This is a genomic window from Kitasatospora sp. NPDC114501, from assembly GCF_055633695.1.
Window position 1 is genome coordinate 34,856 of sequence record NZ_JBVKDS010000006.1, and the last position, 18,224, is coordinate 53,079.

Sequence of the window (18,224 nt, forward strand, 5' to 3'; positions counted from 1 at the left end):
GCCGCGACCGGTCAGGATGGACGGCGCCGCTCCGTCGCTCCGGCGTCGAGCCGGCCCGGCTTCCGCGCCGCGGTATCCGCCCGGAGCCCTCCCCGTGCCCACCTGATCCAGATGTGAGACGTGCTGCCCACCACCAAGGCGTCGCCGGCGACCCCGGACACCCTGCTCCCCGCCCAGCGAAGCGGCCCGGCCCGTCCTGCCGCGAGTCCTGCCCCGAGTCCCGCCGTCCCCCCGACCGTCCCGGCCGTCCCGCCCGGACCGCGCGCCCCGCGCGCCCCGTGGCGCGCCCTGCGCCACCGGAGCATGCGCTGGTGGTCACTGGCGAACCTGGTCTCGAACGTCGGCGCCTGGATGCAGCTGACCGTCCAGAACCTCCTGGTCCTCCAGCTGACCGGCTCGGCCACCGTCACCGGACTGTCGCTCGCCCTCCAGGTCGCCCCCGGCCTGCTGCTCGGACTCGTGGGCGGAGCCGCGGTCGACCGCTGGCCGCGCAAGCTCACGGCGACCGTCAGCCAGGTGGTGCTGGCCGTGATCGCCTTCGCCACGGCGGCCCTGGTCGCGTTCGGGGCACTCAGTGTCCCGGTCCTGATGGTGCTGGCCGTCGTCACCGGGCTGGTCGCCACGGTCGAGGGGCCGGCCTGCGCCCTCCTGGGCAACGACCTCGTGCCGCCGGAGGACGTCCCCTCGGCGATCTCGGTCGGCTCGGTCGTGCACAGTGTCGGAAGGCTGGCCGGCACCGCGTCGGCCGGCGTCGTCGTCGCCCTGTTCGGGATGGCGAGCGCGTACGTGGTCAACGGCATCACCTTCGTCCTGGTGGCGGCGGTCATCCCGTTCCTGCGGCCGGCGGCGGGCGCGGTCACGGCCGACGCGCCACGGACGCCGGCCGCGGGACAGGGCGTCAGGGACGGCGTCGCCTTCTTCTGCAGCAGGCGCCGCCTGGTCGCGCTGGCGTGCCTGACCGGTCTGGGCTCGGTGCTGGGCCGCAACTACGGCCTGACGCTCGCCGCACTGGTCAGTGGCGCCCTGCACGGCGGAGCGGAGGAATTCGGGGTGATCGCCACCGTCCTGGCCGTCGGCGGAACCACCGGGGCGGTACTGGCCGGACGGCTGCGCAACCCCTCCGTACGGATGGTGGCCGTCCTGACGGCGGCCGGCGGCGTGCTCCAGTGCTTCGCCGCGCTCTCCCCCACGCTGCTGTTCCTCGCCCTGCTGGTCGTCCCGATGGCCGTGCTGGAGTCGCTGGGCGACACCGCCGTCTCGACGATCCTCCAGACCGACCCGCCGGCCCATCTGCGCGGACGGGTCCTGGGCGCCTGGCGCAGCGTCAGCACCGTGTGGGGCCTCGCCGGACCGCTGGTGCTCGGGGTGTCCATCCAGTCGCTGGGGGCCCGGGGCGCGCTGCTGTCCGGCGGGCTGGTGGTCGGCGGGGCGGTGGGCGGAGCCGCCGCGGTGCGACGCCGGTCGGCCGGTCCGGTCACGGCCGCGGAGCAGGTCGCCGTCGCGGCCTGAGGCCGGCCGGCACGGCGGAGCGCGGTACTCGGCGGCTCTCCGCCGGACGGCCGCGAACGTCCCGCTACGGGTGCCCTCGGCGGGGCGACCGGGTTCCGAGTGCCTCCCGGTAGACCAGTTCGGTGAAGGCGGCGGCCCGGTTGCGGTCGTGCCGGGCCGCCATCCGCGGCCGGGGCGACGCCGAGCGGTCCCCGTCCGGCGGGAGGAGTCGGATCCGCTCCTCGGCGACGCCCATGGCCCTCAGGACGCCGAGCTCGTCCCGGCAGCCCGCGAGAACCCGGTCGGCCTGCCGCCCCACCGCGGTCTCGATGGCGATCCGGCCGGACGCGCTCACGCCCCGACCGTCGTCGTGGCCCCGTACCGCGCTGCCGCCGAGTGCGTGGAAGGTCTGCACCAATGGGATGCCCAGGTAGTGGGCGCCGGGCAGACCGACGAGCCCGGACGTCCAGAAGTGCGCGTGCGCGATCGTCGGCGGGTGGTGGATCCAGTAGTCGGCGAGCCGCTCACCGAAGTCCGCCATGCGCCGCAGCAGGTCCTCCTCGGAGGTGCCGCGAGCCAGGCACTCGCCCACGTGGTGCACCAGGACGCCCGGGCAGAGCGGAACGTGCTCGCCGAGGCGGGTGTCGTCCCGCCTGGTGTGCACGGTGACCTGGTGGCCGCGGCGGGCCAGGGCCCGGGACAGGGCCGCGACGTGGGCGCGCAACAGGTCCGCGTCGCCGCCGGGCGGGGCGAGGGGGCTGACCCTTTCGGACACCAGGGCAATGCGCAGCGAAGTCATCGGAGCCTCACCTCCCGGTCAGTGTGGCCCACCCCTTCGGAGCACGCCACCGTTCGGCGGCGGTGCGAAGGTCGGGAGGCGGGCCGCGACGTCCACGACGTGCTCGTGCTTCGCCCGGTCGCAGGTCCCCGAGCCGGGATCACCCGAGTGGCGGCGGGCCGCCACGCGCCGGCGACCGCCGCCGTACCGCGGTGCGACACCGGCCGGGCACCGTCGTGGGGAACGCGGCGCCGCCGACTCCGGTCGCGGGTCGGCGGGCCGGTCACCGATGCTGTTCCTGCTGCTGCGCCCGGTGAGGAGGAACCCGCCTGCCCGGTTCCGGGCCGCCCCGGGCCGCGCTCGCCGGGCTCGGGCCGAGGGGGCCCGCGCCGTCGACGATCCGCTCCACCGTACCGAGGAGGCTTCGTGAACATCCTGCTGTGGCACGTGCACGGATCCTGGACGACGGCCTTCGTCCAGGGGCCGCACCGCTACCTCGTCCCGGTCCTGCCCGGTCGCGGGCCGGACGGCCTCGGGCGGGCCCGGACCTTCGACTGGCCGTCCTCCGTGGTCGAGCTCTCCCCCGACGAGCTGCGCGGCACGGACATCGACCTGGTGGTGCTCCAGCGACCGCACGAGCAGGACCTCGCCGAGCGCTGGCTCGGGCGCCGGCCCGGCCGGGATGTGCCGGCCGTCTACCTGGAGCACAACAGCCCCCACGGGGACGTCCCCGACACCCGTCATCCGATGGCCGGCCAGGACCGGGTGCCGATCGTCCACGTGACCCACTTCAACCGGCTGTTCTGGGACAACGGGCGGGCCCCGACCACCGTCGTGGAGCACGGCGTGGTCGACCCGGGCCGCCTGTACAGCGGCGAGCTGGAGCGGGCCGCCGTGGTCGTCAACGAGCCCGTGCGGCGCGGGCGCACCGTCGGCTGCGATCTGCTGCCCGCGCTGTCGGAGGCCGCTCCGCTGGACGTCTTCGGCATGCGCACCGAGGGCTTGGCCGACCACCTCGGCCTGGCCCGGGAACGCTGCCGGACGTACGAGCTGCCGCAGGCGCGCCTGCACGCGGAACTCGCACGGCGCCGCGTCTACCTGCACCCCGTCCGTTGGACGTCCCTGGGACTGTCGCTGCTGGAGGCGATGCACCTCGGGATGCCCGTGGTGGCGCTCGCCACGACCGAGGTGGTGCGGGCGGTTCCACCCGGTGCCGGAGTGCTCTCCACCCGGCCGGAGGCGCTGGCCGAGGCGGCCCGCCACTACCTGCACGACCCCGCCGCGGCCGAGGCGGACGGCCGACTGGCCCGCCGGGCCGCGCTCGAACGCTACGGCCTGAAGCGCTTCCTGGACGACTGGCAGCACCTGATCGAGGAGGTGGCCCGATGACCACACGCGCCTCCAGGGGGTCGGTATGAGCGGCGTCGCGGTACGGCGGACGGACCGGCGCGGTCCGCTGGTCGTCGTCGGGGACAGCGTGCTCGACTGCGACATCGACGGTGAGGCGACCCGGCTCGCCCCCGACGCGCCCGTGCCGGTGGTGGACGTGACGGGTGAGCGGTACCGGCCCGGTGGCGCCGCGCTGGCCGCCTGGCTGGCGGCGAGCGGCGGCCGTGAGGTCGTCCTGGTGACGGCGGTCAGCGACGGCGAGGCCTCGGCCGAGCTGCGCCGTCTGCTCGCGGACCGGGTCACCCTCGTCGGGTGCCCCCTGGACGGCGACCTGCCCGTCAAGACCCGGGTCCGCGCCGGCGACCGGCCGCTGGTCCGGATCGACCGGGGCGGCGGCGTGCCCGGCGCGCCCGGAGAAGCCGTCCGGAAGGCGATCGCGGCTGCCGGGGCGGTGCTGGTCTCCGACTACGGCGGGGGCACGGCCGACCGGCTGCGGCCGTTGCTGGCCGCGGCGACCGACCGCGTCCCGCTGGTGTGGGACCCGCACCCCCGCGGTGGTCCACCGGTGCCCGGTGTCCGGCTCGCCACCCCGAACGCCGCCGAGGCCCGCCTGTTCACCGCCGTGCTCGCGCAGGGCGAGCCCCTGGGCGAGGACCTACCCGCGCACACCCGCCGAGCCGCCCTGCTCACCCGCCACTGGCGGGCCGCCGGGGTCGCGGTGACCCTCGGACCTCTCGGCGCGCTGCTCAGCCGCGGTCCGGACAGCCCGATCCTGCTGCCGGCCCCGTACGAGGCGGCGGGCGACACCTGCGGGGCCGGGGACTGCTTCGCGGCCACGGTGACCGCCGCGCTCGCCGACGGCGGTCTGCCCGAGGAGGCCGTGCACCGCGGCGTCACGGCCGCCGCGGACTTCGTCGCCCGCGGCGGCGTGGGCGACCCGGCGCTCTGGCACCACGCGCCGGCGTCCGACCGCGTCGCGGCCCGCCGGGCCACCTCCGACGCCGCGCGGCTGGCGCGGTCGGTCCGCGCGCGGGGCGGCACGGTGGTCGCCACCGGCGGCTGCTTCGACCTGCTGCACCCCGGCCACGTGGCCCTGCTGGAATCCGCCCGGCGGCTCGGCGACTGCCTGATCGTGTGCCTCAACTCCGACGCCTCCGTCCGGCAGCTCAAGGGCCCCGGACGGCCGATCAACGCCGCCGAGAACCGGGCCCGGGTCCTGGCCGGCCTCGGCTGCGTCGACGCGGTGGAGGTCTTCGACGAGGTCACCCCGGAGCGCGTGCTCGGGCGGCTGCGGCCCCACCTGTGGGTCAAGGGCGGCGACTACACCGCCGAGACGCTGCCCGAACGGGCCGTGCTGCGCGGCTGGGACGGCCACGCCGTCGTCCTGCCCTACCTCGACGGGCACTCGACCACCTCGCTCGCCCGGCGGGCCGCCACGGCGAGCGGCGGCGGGCCGTGACCGGCGATAGTCCGCGACCGGCGGGGTCTGCGCCGGTCAGCTGATCCACTGCCAGGTGGCAGGTGTAACCGGGCCTTGCCGGGCCCGGCCTCGGCCAGCGGGCAGGCGTCTTCCGGACAAGCGGATCCCGGGCGCGTCTGCCGCGCCGGGGGCCCGGGTAGGCAAGAGCGGCCGCACCACAGAGGTCTCCACCGAAGGGAACCGGATGGACGACGAACTCCAGGTCCGCGAGCTGCTCCTGGGTACCGAGGGAACGGCCCTGCTGCGCAACGCCGTCGGCGGCGACGAGGGGCTTCTGCGGGCCCGGGTCGAGGAGATCCGCAGGCTCGCCGTCCAGGAGGACGAGTCCCTGCCCGGCGCCGTCGTCGGCGTGGCGGAGCCGGTGGTGCACGGCATCCTCGACGGAATCCCCGCCGGGACCGCGCTCGACGCGGCCTGCGGCACCGGACGGCAGACCGCCGCCCTGCTCGCCCGCGGCCACCGCACCGTCGGGGTGGACCAGTCGCCGGAGCTGATCGCACAGGCCCGGAGGCGGGCCCCGCGGGCCGCGTACTGCGCCGGCCGGCTGGAGGCACTGCCGCTCGACGACGACTCCGTCGACCTCGCGGTCTGCTCCATGGCCCTCACCCGCCTGCCCGAACCGTCGGCGGCCGTCCGCGAGTTGGCCCGCGTGGTCCGTCCCGGCGGGCGGGTGGTCGTCTCCGACCCGCACCCCTTCGTCACCTTCGTCACCGCGCTCCGGGGCCGGCGTCTCCTCGTCCCCGACCAGGGCCGGCGCGGGTTCGCGCGCGACCACCTCCACCTGCCCAGCCACTACCTGAACGCCTTCGCCGAGGCCGGACTCCAGGTCCGCGGCTGCCACGAGCCGGTGTTCAACGGACGCCTCGCCCCCAGCGGCCACGAGGAGTTCGCCGCCGACCCCGCCCGCGCCGCCTGGGACGGCCTGCCTCTGACGGTCGTCTGGGACGTGGTGGTGCCGTCGTGACGCAGGGGAGCTGGGACGGGCGGACGGGAGCGGTCCCGGTCAGCCGAGCAGGAGGAACTTGGTGGACGTGGCGCTCCGGTAGGTGCTGCAGTCGTAGTTCTGGGTGGTCGTGCTGTAGGTGAAGCCGGTGGGGACGTCACAGGCCCAGAGGCCGCTGTACGGCTTGCGGAGGTGGAAGGCGTTGGTCTGGACGCCCTCGATGGTGCTACAGGCCAGGCCCCAGACGAGGTAGTCGTAGGTGAAGTCCGGGGTGCCGTCGCAGGCGACGAGGCCGTCGGCCGGCTTGCGCAGGTGGAACATGTTGGACCGCACACCCGCCATGTCGCTGCAGGCGTAGCCCCAACTGATGGAGTCGTAGACGAAGCCCGGCGCGCTCTTGCAGGCCGTCAGACCGTCGTAGGGGGTCCGCAGGTGGAACTGCGGCGAGTTCCAACTGCCGCCACCGCTACAGGAGCGGTTCATCGCCACCTGGTCGTAGACGTACCCGGCCGGGACCTCGCAGGCCCAGGCGCCGTCGAGACTGCTGGTGGAGGCGCTCGCGGGTGGCGCGGCGACCGCGCCCGGGAGCAGGAGGGCGAGGGCGGCCAGCGCGGCGAGCAACAGGCGGGCGGGGCGGAAGTGTGCGGTGGGCATGGCTCTCCCAGGGTCGTGGCCGGACGAGCGGCGTGGCGCGGGAAGGACGGGACATGCGGTACCGGGCCGGCGGGCAACGGGAGTTGCGGCCCGCAGAAGGTTGTAGCACGGCGTTGTCTCGGCCGCCCCGGGAACCGGTCGAAGTCAGGTGCCCGGCTCGCTCGCCCGGGCCCCCCTCCGCAGTCGCCCGCCCACCACGACCATCTTGAGGTGGCACTGACAACCCGGTGGTGCTGGCCTATCGTGCCTCACAGCCGTACGAACCGTGCCGGGAGGTGGGTGCACCGTGCTGAACGATCGTCTGCGGGCTGGGGCGCTGGAGGTGGCGGAGCGCTGTGCGACGCCGTTCTACCTGTTCGACCTGGAGCGACTCGGGGCCGGCTACCGGGAGATGGAGCGGGTCTGGCGGCGGGAGTTCCCGAACCTGACGGTGGCGTACTCGTACAAGACCAATCCGCTGGCGGCGGTGACCCGGCGGCTGGCGGCGCTCGGCGGGACGGCGGAGGTGGTGTCGGGGCCGGAGATGTCCCTGGCCCTGGCGGACGGCTTCGCCCCCGGGCGGATCGTCTTCGACGGGCCGGTGAAGAGCCCGGCGGAGCTGGCCGAGGCGGCCCGGCTCGGCGTGCCCGTGCAGGTCGACTCGCTGACCGAGCTGGACGGCCTGCTCGCACTGCCCGACGGGCCCCCGCCGGTGGGCCTGCGGCTCGCGACCCGGGGCGGCGACGGCGCATGGTCGCGGTTCGGGCTGGTGCCGGACGAGGTGGCCCGGGCGCGGGAGCTGCTGGACCGGGCCGACCGGCCGGTGTGGGGGGTGCACGCCGGGGTCGGGACGCTCTCCGGGCCGGAAGCGTACCGCGAGGCGCTGGTGTTCTGGGCGGAGGTGCTGCGGGACCTGGCGAAGGCGGCCGAGGGCCGGTTGACGGTCGACGTCGGCGGCGGGTTCCCGCCCCGCGGAGTCCCCGGCCGCGGGTGGGAGGTGTACGCGGCGGCCGTGGCGGCCGGGTGCCGCGAGGCGGGGCTGCGCCCGGAGAGGCTGGACCTGCTGATCGAGCCGGGGCGCTCCCTCGTGGAGGAGCACGGCGCGCTGGTCTGCCGGGTGGCGGTGCGCAAGTCCCGGGACGGGCGCGAACTCCTGGTGCTGGACGGCGGTACGAACCTGGCCCGTACGGTGAAGAGCCGGGCGCACCCCATCGAGTTCCCCGCCGCGCCGGGCGACCTCGACGGCCGCTACCGGCTGCTCGGCGCCAACTGCTACGAGGGCGACGTGTTCGCGGACGACGTCGCCGGGCCGGCCGGCGCGGCGCCGGGCGACCTGGTGGTGATCGGCGGCGCCGGCGGCTACGACCAGCCGTTCGCCCACCTGTGGGTGCGGCCCCGGCCGCCCGTCCACGCGCTGGACGGCGACGGCTGGACGGTCGTCCGGGAGCGCGGCGACACCATCCGGTGAACGGCCCCGGCCGGAACGCGCCGGGCGCCGATGCCGCCGGCCGCCCGCCCCCTTGAGACCGGGTAGTCGGACGACTACCCTCGGTTCGCGCCCGGGCTCCCGACCAGTTGAGGACGTGATCGTTCCCATGGCTGACGACAAGGACTGGCCGGGGCTGGACCAGGAGTTCACCCGGCAGGTCGCCGCGGTCGGCGGGACGGCGGAGGGGCGGGCACTGGCCGAGTCGCACACCGTGGGCGACCCGGCACTGGGGAAGGCGCGGCCGCTCGGCCTCCCGCTGCGGCTGCGGCCGGGCCTGCGCGCGGAGTTGGAAGCCCTCGTCGCCGCCTGCACCCGGATGCTCGAAGCCGTCGTGACCGCCTGGGAGCACGACCCGCGGGTGCGCCGGGTCCTCACCGTCCCGGAGCCGCTGGGCGCCCTGGCGGCCACCGCCCGGGACACCCGGGTGCACCTGCTGCGGCTCGACCTGCTACCCCAACCCGACGGCCGGTGGGGCGTGTTGGAGACCAATGCCAACGGTCCGGGCGGGCTGGCCGTGGTCGGCCGGGCCCGGGCCGCCTGGCGGCCGCTGCTCACCCGGCACGGGATCGACCTGCCCCGCCCGCTGCCCGCCGACGACGCCACGTGGACCGGCCGCTGGCTGCTCGACCTCGCCGAACAGGAGACCGGCCGACGACCGGACACCGTGGCGCTGCTGTATCCGCACCGCGCCGACCGCAACGCCGTCCGGTCCTACGAGGACGGCCTGAGGGCCCTCGGCGTCCGCGTCCTGCACGCCGACCCCCGCGCGCTGCGCACCGGCCGGCGCGGCGGCGCCACCCTGGACGGTGAGCCCATCCGGCACGCCTACGCCAAGATCCGACTGCGGGACCTCCAGCAGCTGGCCGGCGACCTGGGCCCGTACCTGCGGGCCGTGCGCGAACGCGCCCTGTTCGTGCAGAACGGCCTGCGCGCCCGGCTCCTCGGCGACAACAAGCTCTGCCTCGCCGTCCTCTCCGACCCCCGCTTCGCCGACCTCTTCGACCCGGCCGACCACCGGCTCGTCCAGCCGGCCGTCCCGTGGTCGCGCAACCTGGCCCACTGCGACGGCCCGACCGTCCGCCGGGTCACCCGCGACCGCGGGCACTACGTCCTCAAGCGCCCGCTGGGCAGCAACGGCCACGGCGTGGTCGTCGGCCCGGACACCGACGACGCCGCCTGGGCGGACGCCGTCGCCCTCGCCGTCGCCGAGGGGTGGCTGGTCCAGGAGCACCTGCCCAGCCCGCGGCTGGGCGGCGGCGCCGACGGATCCACCGCCCACCACGACGTGGCGGTCGGCGCCGTCGACGGCCACCTGGTCTCCGCCTTCGTCCGCACCGGCCAGGACGCGCGCCTGAACATCGGCCTCACCGGCGGCCTCCACCCGCTCTACCTCTGAGGGACGGACGATGGATGACCTCCCGCTCATCGACTTCGGCAGCAGCGTGCGCATCGGCCGTGAACACAGCCCCGGGGAGTGGGCCGCACTCACGGGCTCCCCGCGCCACCGGGGCCGGCTCGTCCAGGAACGCGTCTTCCCCGCCGCAGTCGGCGCTCTGACCCGGGACCTCCGCGTCGCCGTCCTGGACCGCACCGTCCTCGGCTGCTTCAGCCGGGCCGACCGGAGCAGTCTCGTCACCGTCGCCCGGGGCGGCTCGGTACAGACCGTCCTCAGCTCGCTCGCCGCCCCCTGACCGCCCCCTGACCGCCCTCGACCGGGGCGCCGGTCGCGGCCCTCTTCTGGGCTGCGCCGGGCCTCGGTAGAGTGGGGACGCGAAGACCGGCGTCCCGGCGGACGGCCGCAGGACGCCCGGCGGAGCGATCGATCCGCCCGCCTTGCCTGTGCGAAACCGTGGCAGCCCAAGCTCACCGAACCGGAGGCACTGTGCCCAGCTCGGACGACGAACTCTGCACCTCCGCACGCGAGATCCTCCGCTCCACCCGCTACCTGACCCTCGGCACCGCCTCGCCGCAGGCCGTCCCGTGGGTGTCCGCGCTGGCCCACGCCTGGGACGACGAGGACCGGTTCTACTGGATTTCGGGGCTGGACACCCAACACTCCCGGAACATCGCGGCCAACCCGGTGGTCTCGCTGACGGTCTACGACTCCAACCCGGCGGGCGGGGGCGGCGACGCGCTCTACGCGCTCGCGCGGGCCGAGGTCCTGGAGGGTGCGGAGCTGGTCGAGGGCTGCGAGCTGTACTACCGGCGGCGCTACCCGGACGAGGCGGCGCGGGCCCGACGGGCCCGCCCGCCGCAGGACTTCACCGGGGACTCCCCGATCCGGATCTACCGCGCCCAGGTCACCGCCTACTCGATGCTCTCCCCGGCCGGCCATCCGGTCCACGGCGACGAGGTCAACTACCGCGTCGTCATCCCGTTCAGCACCAAGCAGCTCGCCGACTGACCAGCCGAGCGGCCCCGGCCCGCGAGCGGACGGACTCCGCTGCGGGCCGGGGCGGTCGACGTTCCGGGGCCCGGCTCAGGCCAGCACGCCCTTGGCGATCCGGAAGGCGTTGGCGGCGATGGTCAGCGCCGGGTTGACCGCCGCCGAGGAGCAGAACACCGAGGCGTCCGCCACCCAGAGGTTGTCGTGCTCGTGGGTGCGTCCGGCCGGGTCGACCACGCTGGTGGCCGGGTCGGTCCCCATCACGGCGGTGCCGCACTGGTGGGAGTTGGTCTCGATGCCCATCCGCCGGGTGAACACCAGCGGGTAGCCGGCCGCGCGCAGCGCACGGGTGGTGCGCCGGACCAGTTCCCGGTGGGCGCCGAGGTTGTTGGGCCGCCAGTGCACGGTGATCCGCCCGGCCGCGTCCAGGAGGACGCGGTTGTCCTGGGTCGGCAGGTCCTCGCTGGTCAGGTAGAGGTCGAGGCTGCGGTCGGTGACGAAGCGCCGGACCGCGGCCGGTACGTTCGGACTGGCCGCGCGCACCATGGGCTCCTGGAGCTTGCCGAGCATCTGGACGTTGCCCAGCGGGGGGCGCCCGCCCTTGGCGAGGTACCAGTCGTTCAGGCCCAGGGTCTTCTGGAAGACCGCCCGGTTGCGGCGGGCGGGGTCGGCGGCGACCAGGAAGGTGCTGTTGTGCACCAGGTAGTTGCGCCCGACCTGGCCCGAGCCGTTGGCGAGGCCCGAACGCAGCAGCAGGGCGGCGGTGTTGACGGCGCCGCAGGCGAGGACGAAGCGCTCGGCCCGGATCGTCAGCTCCCTGCCGTCCCGGGTCGCCACGGCGTGGGTCACCCGCCCGGTGGCGTCGGCGTGCAGCCGGCCGACCAGCGTGCGGGTCAGCAGTTGGACGTCGCCGCCGGCCAGGGCGGGGCGCAGCGCGCGGACGTCGGCGTCGCTCTTGGCGCCGACCAGGCAGGGGAAGCTGTCGCAGGTGGCGCAGCGCACGCAGGCGCCGCCCTCGCGCAGGTCGACGCCGGTCGGCAGGTGGAAGGGGTGCAGGCCCTGGTCGCGCAGGCGGTGGGCGAGGTCGACGACCGCGCCCTCGTGTTCGACGGCCGGGTGGGGGTAGTCGGTGGAGCGCCACGGGTCGGTGGGGTCCTCGCCGCCGGCGCCGTGCACCCGGTAGAGGTCCTCGGCCCGGCCGTAGTGGGGTTCCAGGTCGGCGTAGTCGATCGGCCAGCCGGGCGAGTCGCCCTCGGCGTGGGCGACCGGGCCGAAGTCGGTCTCGCGGAAGCGCGGCAGGGTGGCGCCGTAGACCTTGGTGTTGCCGCCGACGTAGTAGTGGACGCCGGGCTGGAAGGGACGCCCCTGGGCGTCCTGCCACTGGTCGCCGTTGCGGTAGCGGCCCTGGACGAAGACGGCCTCCGGGGACCAGTTCTGCTGCTCGCGCGGCAGGAAGTCGCCGCGTTCGACGACGAGGATCCGCGCGCCGGAGGAGCGCAGCGCATGGGCGAGGGTGGCTCCGCCCATGCCGGAGCCGATGACGGCGAGGTCGCAGGTGACCTCCGGTCCGTCCGGCTCGATCACGCCCGGGAGCCGGTGCGGTGTCTGGTCGTCCGTCATCCGGTGGTCTCCCGTCGGGTGGTCTGGAGCAGCCGTTCGGTGATCTCGTGGGCGAAGGCCATCACGGTGCCCTGGGGGCTGATGCCGGTCGCGCCCGGGAGCACCGAGGCGTCGCAGAGGTGGAGGTTGTCGAAGCCGTACGGCCGTCCGGCGGTGTCGCAGAGCCCGCCGTGGGCCGGGTCGCCCATCGGGCAGGAGGCCATGGCGTGGACGGAGACCAGCGGCCAGTCGGCGAGGGCGCTGTGGTCGGCGCACTGCCGGGCCTCGGCCTCCGAGCGCAGCGGGGAGCCCGGGAACGGCGGGTGGATCTCGGTGGCGCCGGCGGCGAACAGCAGGCGGGCGGTGCGGTGGAGCGCGGAGCGCAGCCGGGCGCCGTCGGCGGCGGTGATCCGGTGGCGCAGCAGGGTCTGGCCGCCGGGCAGGGCGGTGACGGTGACCGGTCCGTCCACCCGGACCTGGGCGGTGAACAGGGCGACCCGGTCCAGGTCCGCCAGCACGGTGTTGACGGTCCGCGGGTCGTGGCCGGCCAGGGCGGCCCCGAGGGCGCCGGGGGTGAGGTTGGCGGGCATCACCAGCAGTCCCTGGTCCTGGAAGTGCTGGAGCTGGGCGGTGAAGATGGTGCCGTTGGTGGCCCGTACCGGCTCCCGGAAACGGGCGACGACCTTCAGGTTGACGTGGACGGCGGTGCGCCGCCCGGCGTGGCGGCGGTGGATGCCGCTGCGCTGGAGCAGGGCGGGGGTGCCGATCGGGCCGGCCGCGAGCACCACGGTGCGCGGCCGGTAGCTGACCGGTTCGCCGTCCGGGCCCACGGCGTGGACCTCGGTGACGCTCCGGCGGCGGTGGCCCAGCCTCAGCACCCGGGTGCGGGGGTGGATGCGCGCGCCGTGGCGTTCGGCGGCGGGCAGGTAGCTGAGCAGCATGCTCTGTTTGGCGCCGGACGGGCAGCCGGTCGGGCAGCGGTTGGCGTGCGAGCAGCCGGGTGCGGCGCGGCGGGCGGGGGCCCAGTGCCAGCCGAGCCGGTCGGCGCCGTCGGCGAGCAGCCGGGAGTCGCGGTTGCCGTCGCCGGGCTGCTGGGCGGCGACGCCCAGGCGGCGGGTGATCTCGCGCAGGTGGCCGGCCAGGTCGGTGCGGCGGTAGCCGTCGGTGCCGGCCCGGTGGGCCCAGCGGTCGAGCAGGTCGGCGGGCGGTTCCCAGAGCAGTCCGCCGTTGACGACGGTGGTGCCGCCGACGCAGCAGCCCTCGCCGAAGGCGATGACGGGCCGGCCGTGGATGGGGGCCAGGCCGGCGTGGCGGTAGAGGCGGCGGAGGTTCTGCGCGGGCGAGGCGGCGGCGAGTTCGGCCGTCGTGACCCGCGGGCCCTCCTCGAGGACGACGGTCTCGCGTCCGGCCCGGGCCAGGCCGAGGGCGGCGACGCTGCCGCCGGCGCCGGAGCCGATCACCAGGGCGTCGCAGTCGATCGGGCGCGGTGGCCGGCTCATCGGGCGGCCATCCGTTCGGCGGTCCACGACGCCGGGACGCGCGCGGGCCGCAGGTCGGGGCCGTCCCCGGCGGTGGTGGCCGCGGCGGCGTCCAGCCCGCTGTACAGGGCGAGGGTCTCCGCCGTCCGCACCGCCCGGCCGAGCAGCGGCAGCCGCTCCACCCGCCGGAGGCCGGTCAGCAGGGCGTCCGGCGGGGCGGTGGCCGGGCGGTGGCCGGTCAGCAGCAGGAGTGCGAGGGGCACCAGCCGCAGTGCCGGGGCCAGGCCCGCCCGGTAGTGCGGGGCCAGTTCGGCGAGGCTGCCGAGGACGTGGGCGCGGGCCGCCGCGCGGGCGGCCGGCCCGCCCAGGGCGGGGTAGCGCAGTGTCCAGATCCGCAGGAGGAGGTCGATCATCACGGGCGGAGCCTCCCGGCGGCCAGGTCCTTGGCCAGTCGGCCGAGCAGGCGCACCGCGCCCTGTCCGAGCACCTCGTCGAGCGCCCGGAGGAAGGTCTGCGCCTCGGCCTCCTCGGCGACCAGCGGCGGCGCGACGATCAGCGGCAGTCCGTGGTTGGAGCCGAAGAAGGTGAGCACGCCGTGGTCGCGGTAGAGGGCGGCGATCACCGCGCCGGTGATCAGTTTGGTCCGCAGCCGGGCGTCGCGTCCGAGTGCTGCCGGGAGCAGCGGCAGCAGGCGGTCGAGCGAGGCCGGCCCGGCCTTGAGGAAGACGCCGTGCAGGGCGCCGCACCCGGAGGTCGAGGCGACCAGGGCGGGGTGGCGGTCGGCGAGGTCCCGCAGGCCGGTCTCCAGGACGGCGCCGAGCTTGCGGGCGCGTCCCGGGTAGTCGTCCTCGACGGCGACGGCGACGGCCTCCAGCGCGGTGGCGGTCTCCTCGCCGAAACCGTAGTAGGTGGTGCTGTGCAGGGTGGCGTCCTGGAGGTTGTCGTAGGCGCGGCGGAAGACGGGGCCGCGGGCCACGTACCCGGCGATGGACGCCTTGCCGCCGCCGAAGGACTTGGACATCGTCACCACGTCGGGGACCAGCCCGGGGTGGTGCATGAAGTGGAACAGGGCGCCGGTGCGGCCCCAGCCGGTGTAGACCTCGTCGAAGACCAGTACGATGTCCCGTTCGGTGCACAGCCGGCGGACCTCGCGCAGGAACTCCGCCGAGCACTCGCGCAGGCTGGAGGCGCTGAACGGCTCCAGGACCACCGCGTAGACGTCGCTGCCGCCGTCGAGCGCCCGGTGCCGGTCCAGTGCGAGGGCGAAGGAGTCGAGGTCGCCGTAGCCGAAGTAGTCGGTGCCGGGGATCCCCGGGTAGTCGAAGTGGAGTTCGGGCGAGGCGGTGAGGCTGCCCGCGCCGAGCAGTTTGCCGTGGAAGGAGATGTCGGTGTGCAGCACCGTGCCGCGGCGGCCCGCGTGGTACTTGTAGGCGAGCTTGACGGCGCCTTCGACAGCCTCCGCACCGGAGTTGGGGAAGTAGCTGACGTCGAGGTCGCCGGGGAGCAGCCGGGCGAGGTTGTGGCTGAGGGCCGCGACGTAGGGCGAGAGGTAGTTCTTGTGGACCTCCATCCGGCGCTGCTCGGCGAAGCGCCGGCGGGCGGCGAGGATCCTCGGGTGGTTGTGGCCGTGGTTGAGGACGCCGATCCCGCCGGTGAAGTCCAGGATGCGCCGGCCGTCGCGCAGGGTGATCCAGCAGCCCTCGGCGCTCTCGACCAGGTCGTGTCCGAAGCCGAACGCCCCGACCAGGGAGACCTGGCTGCGGCTGACGAAACTCCGGTAGAGCGCGTGCACCTGGTCCCCGGTCAGGTTCTCGGCGGCCGCGATGTCCAGCAGGTCGTTCATACCGCCTCCTCGGTCGGTGCCGTGCGGAGCCCCGCGTGCGCGCGGGTGCGGATCCGGTCCGCGATCAGCCGTCCGGCAGAACGGCCGTGTCGTACGGCGTAGTTGGTGCCGCGGTCCTCCGGGAACACCTGCGCCATGCTCGACATGTAGAGGCCGGGCACGGCGCACTCGACGTCGGGGACGCGCCGGGAGTAGCCGGGGGTGATCACCGGCTGGGCGTGCTCCGCCCGCCAGACGTGGTAGCGGTGCACCCAGTCCTCGCGGAACCGCGGGAACATCCGGCGCAGGTGGGGCAGGCTGTGACGGTAGACCTCCTCGTCGCTCATCCGGTACAGCTCGGCGTCGACCGGGAGGTACTTCGACAGGTAGACGAGGTGGCGGCCGCCGTAGCGCTCCGGTGCGTCGAGGTTGGTGTGCTCGATGACGCCGACGTACGGGAACGCCGGGTCGGTGACGTTGAGCCAGTAGGTGTCGGACAGGGCCCGGCGGTTCTCCAGGACCAGGCAGAGGTTGGCCAGGTACGGGACGGAGCGCAGCCTGCGCACCAGCGCCGGGACGGCGGGGTGGGCGCCGGCGGCCCCGTCGAGCATGGCGGCCAGCGGGCCGGGGGCGGTGGTCACCAGGACCCGGGGGGCGCGCAGGGTGCGCCCGCCCGTCCGGACGCCGGTCACGCCCCGCTCCCCGACCAGCACCGCGTCGACCGGGGTCCCGGTGCGCAGTTCCACGCCCAGGTGCTGGAGCCGGTCGCGCCAGGCGTCCAGCAGCGCGCCGGAACCGCCCCGCAGGTAGTGCAGCACCTCCTTGCCCGAGCGGGACCGGCTGCCGCCGCGCAGGTGCAGCTTGGTCCACATCCAGGTGGCGCCGACCTGGGAGGCGTAGGAGCCGAACTTGCCCTCCAGCAGCGGGCGCCAGACCACCTCGAAGGCCCGGTGCCCGCCCAGCTGGACCAGCCACTGCTCGGCGGTGAGCGTCTCCAGCTCGCGCCAGTGCCGCACCCGGCCGGCCCGCACGGCCGACAGGCCGAGCCGCAGCCGGTCGACCGGGGGCAGCGGGGCGAAGCGCAGCACGTCGAGCGGGCTGGAGAGGCGGTACACCGAGTTGGCGTGGTAGACGCCGGTGCTGGTGGGGTGGCGTTCGATCAGGTCCGCGCAGCCGAGTTCGGCGCAGAGCCGGAAGATCTCGTGGTCGGAGTCGAACCAGTGGTGGTAGAACCGCTCCAGCTGCCGGTCGCCGACCGGGAAGGTCGCGGCGAGGCCGCCGATCCGGTCGGCCGACTCGACGACCCGGCAGCGCAGGCCCGCCAGGGCGAGTTCGTGCGCGGCGGCCAGGCCGGTGAAGCCTGCGCCGACCACGATCACGTCGGCGTCGTCGGCACCCGCGCCGGCGCCGGTTCCTGTGCCGGGCGCCGTGTCGGCGGCGTCGGGCCGGCCGCCGCGGTCGGCCGGGTCGGCGGCGGTCACCGGCCCAGCACTCCCGCCACGGCGGTGCGGAACCGCTCGGCGACCGCGTCGACGTCGGCCGGGGTGCTGCGCGCGGTCAGACCGAAGTCGGCGCCCAGGTAGGTGTCGGTGAGCCCGACGGTCAGCGCGAGCGAGCGGGCCAGGACGTCGTCCGTCCTCGGCAGCGCGCCGGCCCGGTAGTCGTGCCGCGTCGTGTCGGGCGGCCGGCGGAAGGGGCTGGGTCGGGCGTCGCCGGCCATCAGGGCGGTGAGTTCGGGCAGGCCGCCGTAGTAGTGCTTGGGCGAGTGGAGCAGTGTGCGGGTGCCGAGTTCCTTGGCCACCGCGTCGGCGCTCGCCGCGTCGTCGAAGAGGTACACCAGCAGGGTCGCGCAGTCGCCGTCGGGGTCGTGCAGCAGGCGCGGGCGCAGGCCGTCGCGGGCCGGGATCGCCGCGGACAGCGCCCGGGCCAGCGTGCGGTTGTGGTCCAGGATGGCGTCCAGCCGGGCGAGTTGGGCGCGGACGACGGCCGCGGTGAAGGCGTTCATCCGCAGGTTGAGGCCGAAGAGCAGGTCCCCGTCGCCGGTCTCCTCCCCGTAGGGGAACCAGCCGTGGTGGTGGAAGGAGTAGGCGCGTCGGAAGAGGCGCTCGTCCGGGGTGAGCAGGAAGCCGCCGTCGCCGCCGGTGATCACCTTGAAGATGTTGGTGGAGAAGGCGCCGGCCTGGCCGAAGGTGCCGACCGGGCGGCCCCGGTAGGTCGCCCCGCAGGCCTGGGCGGCGTCCTCCAGCAGGAACAGCCCGTGGTCGTCGGCGATCTGCCCGAGGGCCGCCAGGTCGCAGGGCGCGCCGAGCATGTGGATGGGCATGACGGCCTTGGTGCGCGGCGTGATCCGGGCCAGGACGTCGGCCGGGTCGAGGGTCAGCGACTCGTCGATCTCGGCGAACACCGGGGTGGCGCCCGCGAAGACGATCGCCGAGACGGAGGCGGTGTAGAGGTAGCCGGGGACGATGACCTCGTCGCCCGGGCCGATGCCGAGCGCGGCGAGCGCGGCCAGCAGGGCGGAGGTGCCGCTGTTGACGGCCAGGCAGTGCGGGGCGGCGAAGCGTGCGGACAGTTCCCGCTCCAGGCCCCGGACCTGGGCGTCCACGCCGGGTGGGCGGGAGTGGGCGTCGGAGGTGGCGAGCCAGGAGTCGACGACTTCGAGGAGGTTGCGGCGCTCCTCGGCGCCGAAGTGCGCGTATCCGGGACCAGGCATGAGGCTCCTTGGTCGGGCGTCGGTCG

At 75.3% G+C, this 18,224-nt stretch carries 16 protein-coding genes; 8 read left to right on the forward strand and 8 right to left on the reverse strand.

All coding sequences use genetic code 11. The features are described 5' to 3' along the window. Nucleotides 1-162 precede the first annotated feature (162 nt). On the forward strand, nt 163-1,509 hold the full coding sequence (locus ACZ7RU_RS13045) for an MFS transporter (RefSeq protein WP_470341236.1): 1,347 nt from the start codon (nt 163-165) through the stop codon (nt 1,507-1,509). Between the two features lie 64 nt (nt 1,510-1,573). Here ACZ7RU_RS13045 and ACZ7RU_RS13050 read toward each other — a convergent pair whose 3' ends face one another. Further along, complete coding sequence (locus tag ACZ7RU_RS13050; RefSeq protein WP_470340979.1) at nt 1,574-2,287, reverse strand: glycosyltransferase; 714 nt, start codon at nt 2,285-2,287, stop codon at nt 1,574-1,576. A 405-nt stretch (nt 2,288-2,692) separates the two neighbouring features. On the opposite strand from ACZ7RU_RS13050, the gene ACZ7RU_RS13055 reads away from it, so the two are divergent. The 3 genes from ACZ7RU_RS13055 to ACZ7RU_RS13065 all read left to right on the forward strand — a co-directional run bounded on the left by ACZ7RU_RS13055 (nt 2,693) and on the right by ACZ7RU_RS13065 (nt 6,099). Then, complete coding sequence (locus tag ACZ7RU_RS13055) at nt 2,693-3,655, forward strand: glycosyltransferase (protein WP_470340980.1); 963 nt, start codon at nt 2,693-2,695, stop codon at nt 3,653-3,655. Nucleotides 3,656-3,680: 25 nt separating this feature from the next. Beyond that, nucleotides 3,681-5,114 carry a PfkB family carbohydrate kinase gene (locus ACZ7RU_RS13060; RefSeq protein WP_470340981.1) on the forward strand — a complete coding sequence of 478 codons (1,434 nt, stop codon included), beginning with the start codon at nt 3,681-3,683 and terminating at the stop codon, nt 5,112-5,114. 205 nt (nt 5,115-5,319) lie between these two features. Next, nucleotides 5,320-6,099: a class I SAM-dependent methyltransferase gene (locus tag ACZ7RU_RS13065; RefSeq protein WP_470340982.1), complete on the forward strand. Its 780-nt coding sequence runs from the start codon at nt 5,320-5,322 to the stop codon at nt 6,097-6,099. A gap of 39 nt (nt 6,100-6,138) precedes the next feature. Here the strand turns inward: ACZ7RU_RS13065 and ACZ7RU_RS13070 are convergent, their stop codons facing one another. After that, on the reverse strand, nt 6,139-6,732 hold the full coding sequence (locus ACZ7RU_RS13070; RefSeq protein WP_470340983.1) for a hypothetical protein: 594 nt from the start codon (nt 6,730-6,732) through the stop codon (nt 6,139-6,141). A 286-nt stretch (nt 6,733-7,018) separates the two neighbouring features. On the opposite strand from ACZ7RU_RS13070, the gene ACZ7RU_RS13075 reads away from it, so the two are divergent. The 4 genes from ACZ7RU_RS13075 (at nt 7,019) to ACZ7RU_RS13090 (ending at nt 10,604) form a co-directional block, all read left to right on the forward strand. Beyond that, nucleotides 7,019-8,179: a type III PLP-dependent enzyme domain-containing protein gene (locus tag ACZ7RU_RS13075; protein ID WP_470340984.1), complete on the forward strand. Its 1,161-nt coding sequence runs from the start codon at nt 7,019-7,021 to the stop codon at nt 8,177-8,179. Between the two features lie 127 nt (nt 8,180-8,306). Continuing rightward, nucleotides 8,307-9,596: a hypothetical protein gene (locus tag ACZ7RU_RS13080; RefSeq protein ID WP_470340985.1), complete on the forward strand. Its 1,290-nt coding sequence runs from the start codon at nt 8,307-8,309 to the stop codon at nt 9,594-9,596. Nucleotides 9,597-9,606: 10 nt separating this feature from the next. Continuing rightward, a complete protein-coding gene (locus tag ACZ7RU_RS13085; RefSeq protein ID WP_470340986.1) occupies nt 9,607-9,891 on the forward strand; it encodes a hypothetical protein in 285 nt (94 codons plus the stop codon). Nucleotides 9,892-10,082: 191 nt separating this feature from the next. Continuing rightward, nucleotides 10,083-10,604, forward strand: a complete 522-nt coding sequence (locus ACZ7RU_RS13090) for a pyridoxamine 5'-phosphate oxidase family protein (protein WP_470340987.1) — start codon at nt 10,083-10,085, stop codon at nt 10,602-10,604. Nucleotides 10,605-10,679: 75 nt separating this feature from the next. Here the strand turns inward: ACZ7RU_RS13090 and ACZ7RU_RS13095 are convergent, their stop codons facing one another. The 6 genes from ACZ7RU_RS13095 to ACZ7RU_RS13120 are packed head-to-tail and all read right to left on the reverse strand — an operon-like array spanning nt 10,680 to nt 18,198. Beyond that, nucleotides 10,680-12,206: a GMC oxidoreductase gene (locus ACZ7RU_RS13095; protein WP_470340988.1), complete on the reverse strand. Its 1,527-nt coding sequence runs from the start codon at nt 12,204-12,206 to the stop codon at nt 10,680-10,682. Beyond that, on the reverse strand, nt 12,203-13,684 hold the full coding sequence (locus ACZ7RU_RS13100; protein ID WP_470340989.1) for a GMC family oxidoreductase N-terminal domain-containing protein: 1,482 nt from the start codon (nt 13,682-13,684) through the stop codon (nt 12,203-12,205). The genes ACZ7RU_RS13095 and ACZ7RU_RS13100 overlap by 4 nt, the downstream gene beginning before the upstream one ends. Next, nucleotides 13,681-14,079, reverse strand: coding sequence for a hypothetical protein (locus ACZ7RU_RS13105; RefSeq protein WP_470340990.1), 399 nt, complete (start codon nt 14,077-14,079; stop codon nt 13,681-13,683). The genes ACZ7RU_RS13100 and ACZ7RU_RS13105 overlap by 4 nt, the downstream gene beginning before the upstream one ends. Continuing rightward, nucleotides 14,076-15,506: an aspartate aminotransferase family protein gene (locus ACZ7RU_RS13110; RefSeq protein WP_470340991.1), complete on the reverse strand. Its 1,431-nt coding sequence runs from the start codon at nt 15,504-15,506 to the stop codon at nt 14,076-14,078. The genes ACZ7RU_RS13105 and ACZ7RU_RS13110 overlap by 4 nt, the downstream gene beginning before the upstream one ends. After that, entirely contained in the window at nt 15,503-16,966 is a 1,464-nt protein-coding gene (locus tag ACZ7RU_RS13115; RefSeq protein ID WP_470340992.1) for an NAD(P)/FAD-dependent oxidoreductase, read from the reverse strand. The genes ACZ7RU_RS13110 and ACZ7RU_RS13115 overlap by 4 nt, the downstream gene beginning before the upstream one ends. Continuing rightward, complete coding sequence (locus ACZ7RU_RS13120; RefSeq protein WP_470340993.1) at nt 16,963-18,198, reverse strand: DegT/DnrJ/EryC1/StrS family aminotransferase; 1,236 nt, start codon at nt 18,196-18,198, stop codon at nt 16,963-16,965. The genes ACZ7RU_RS13115 and ACZ7RU_RS13120 overlap by 4 nt, the downstream gene beginning before the upstream one ends. Nucleotides 18,199-18,224 lie beyond the last annotated feature (26 nt).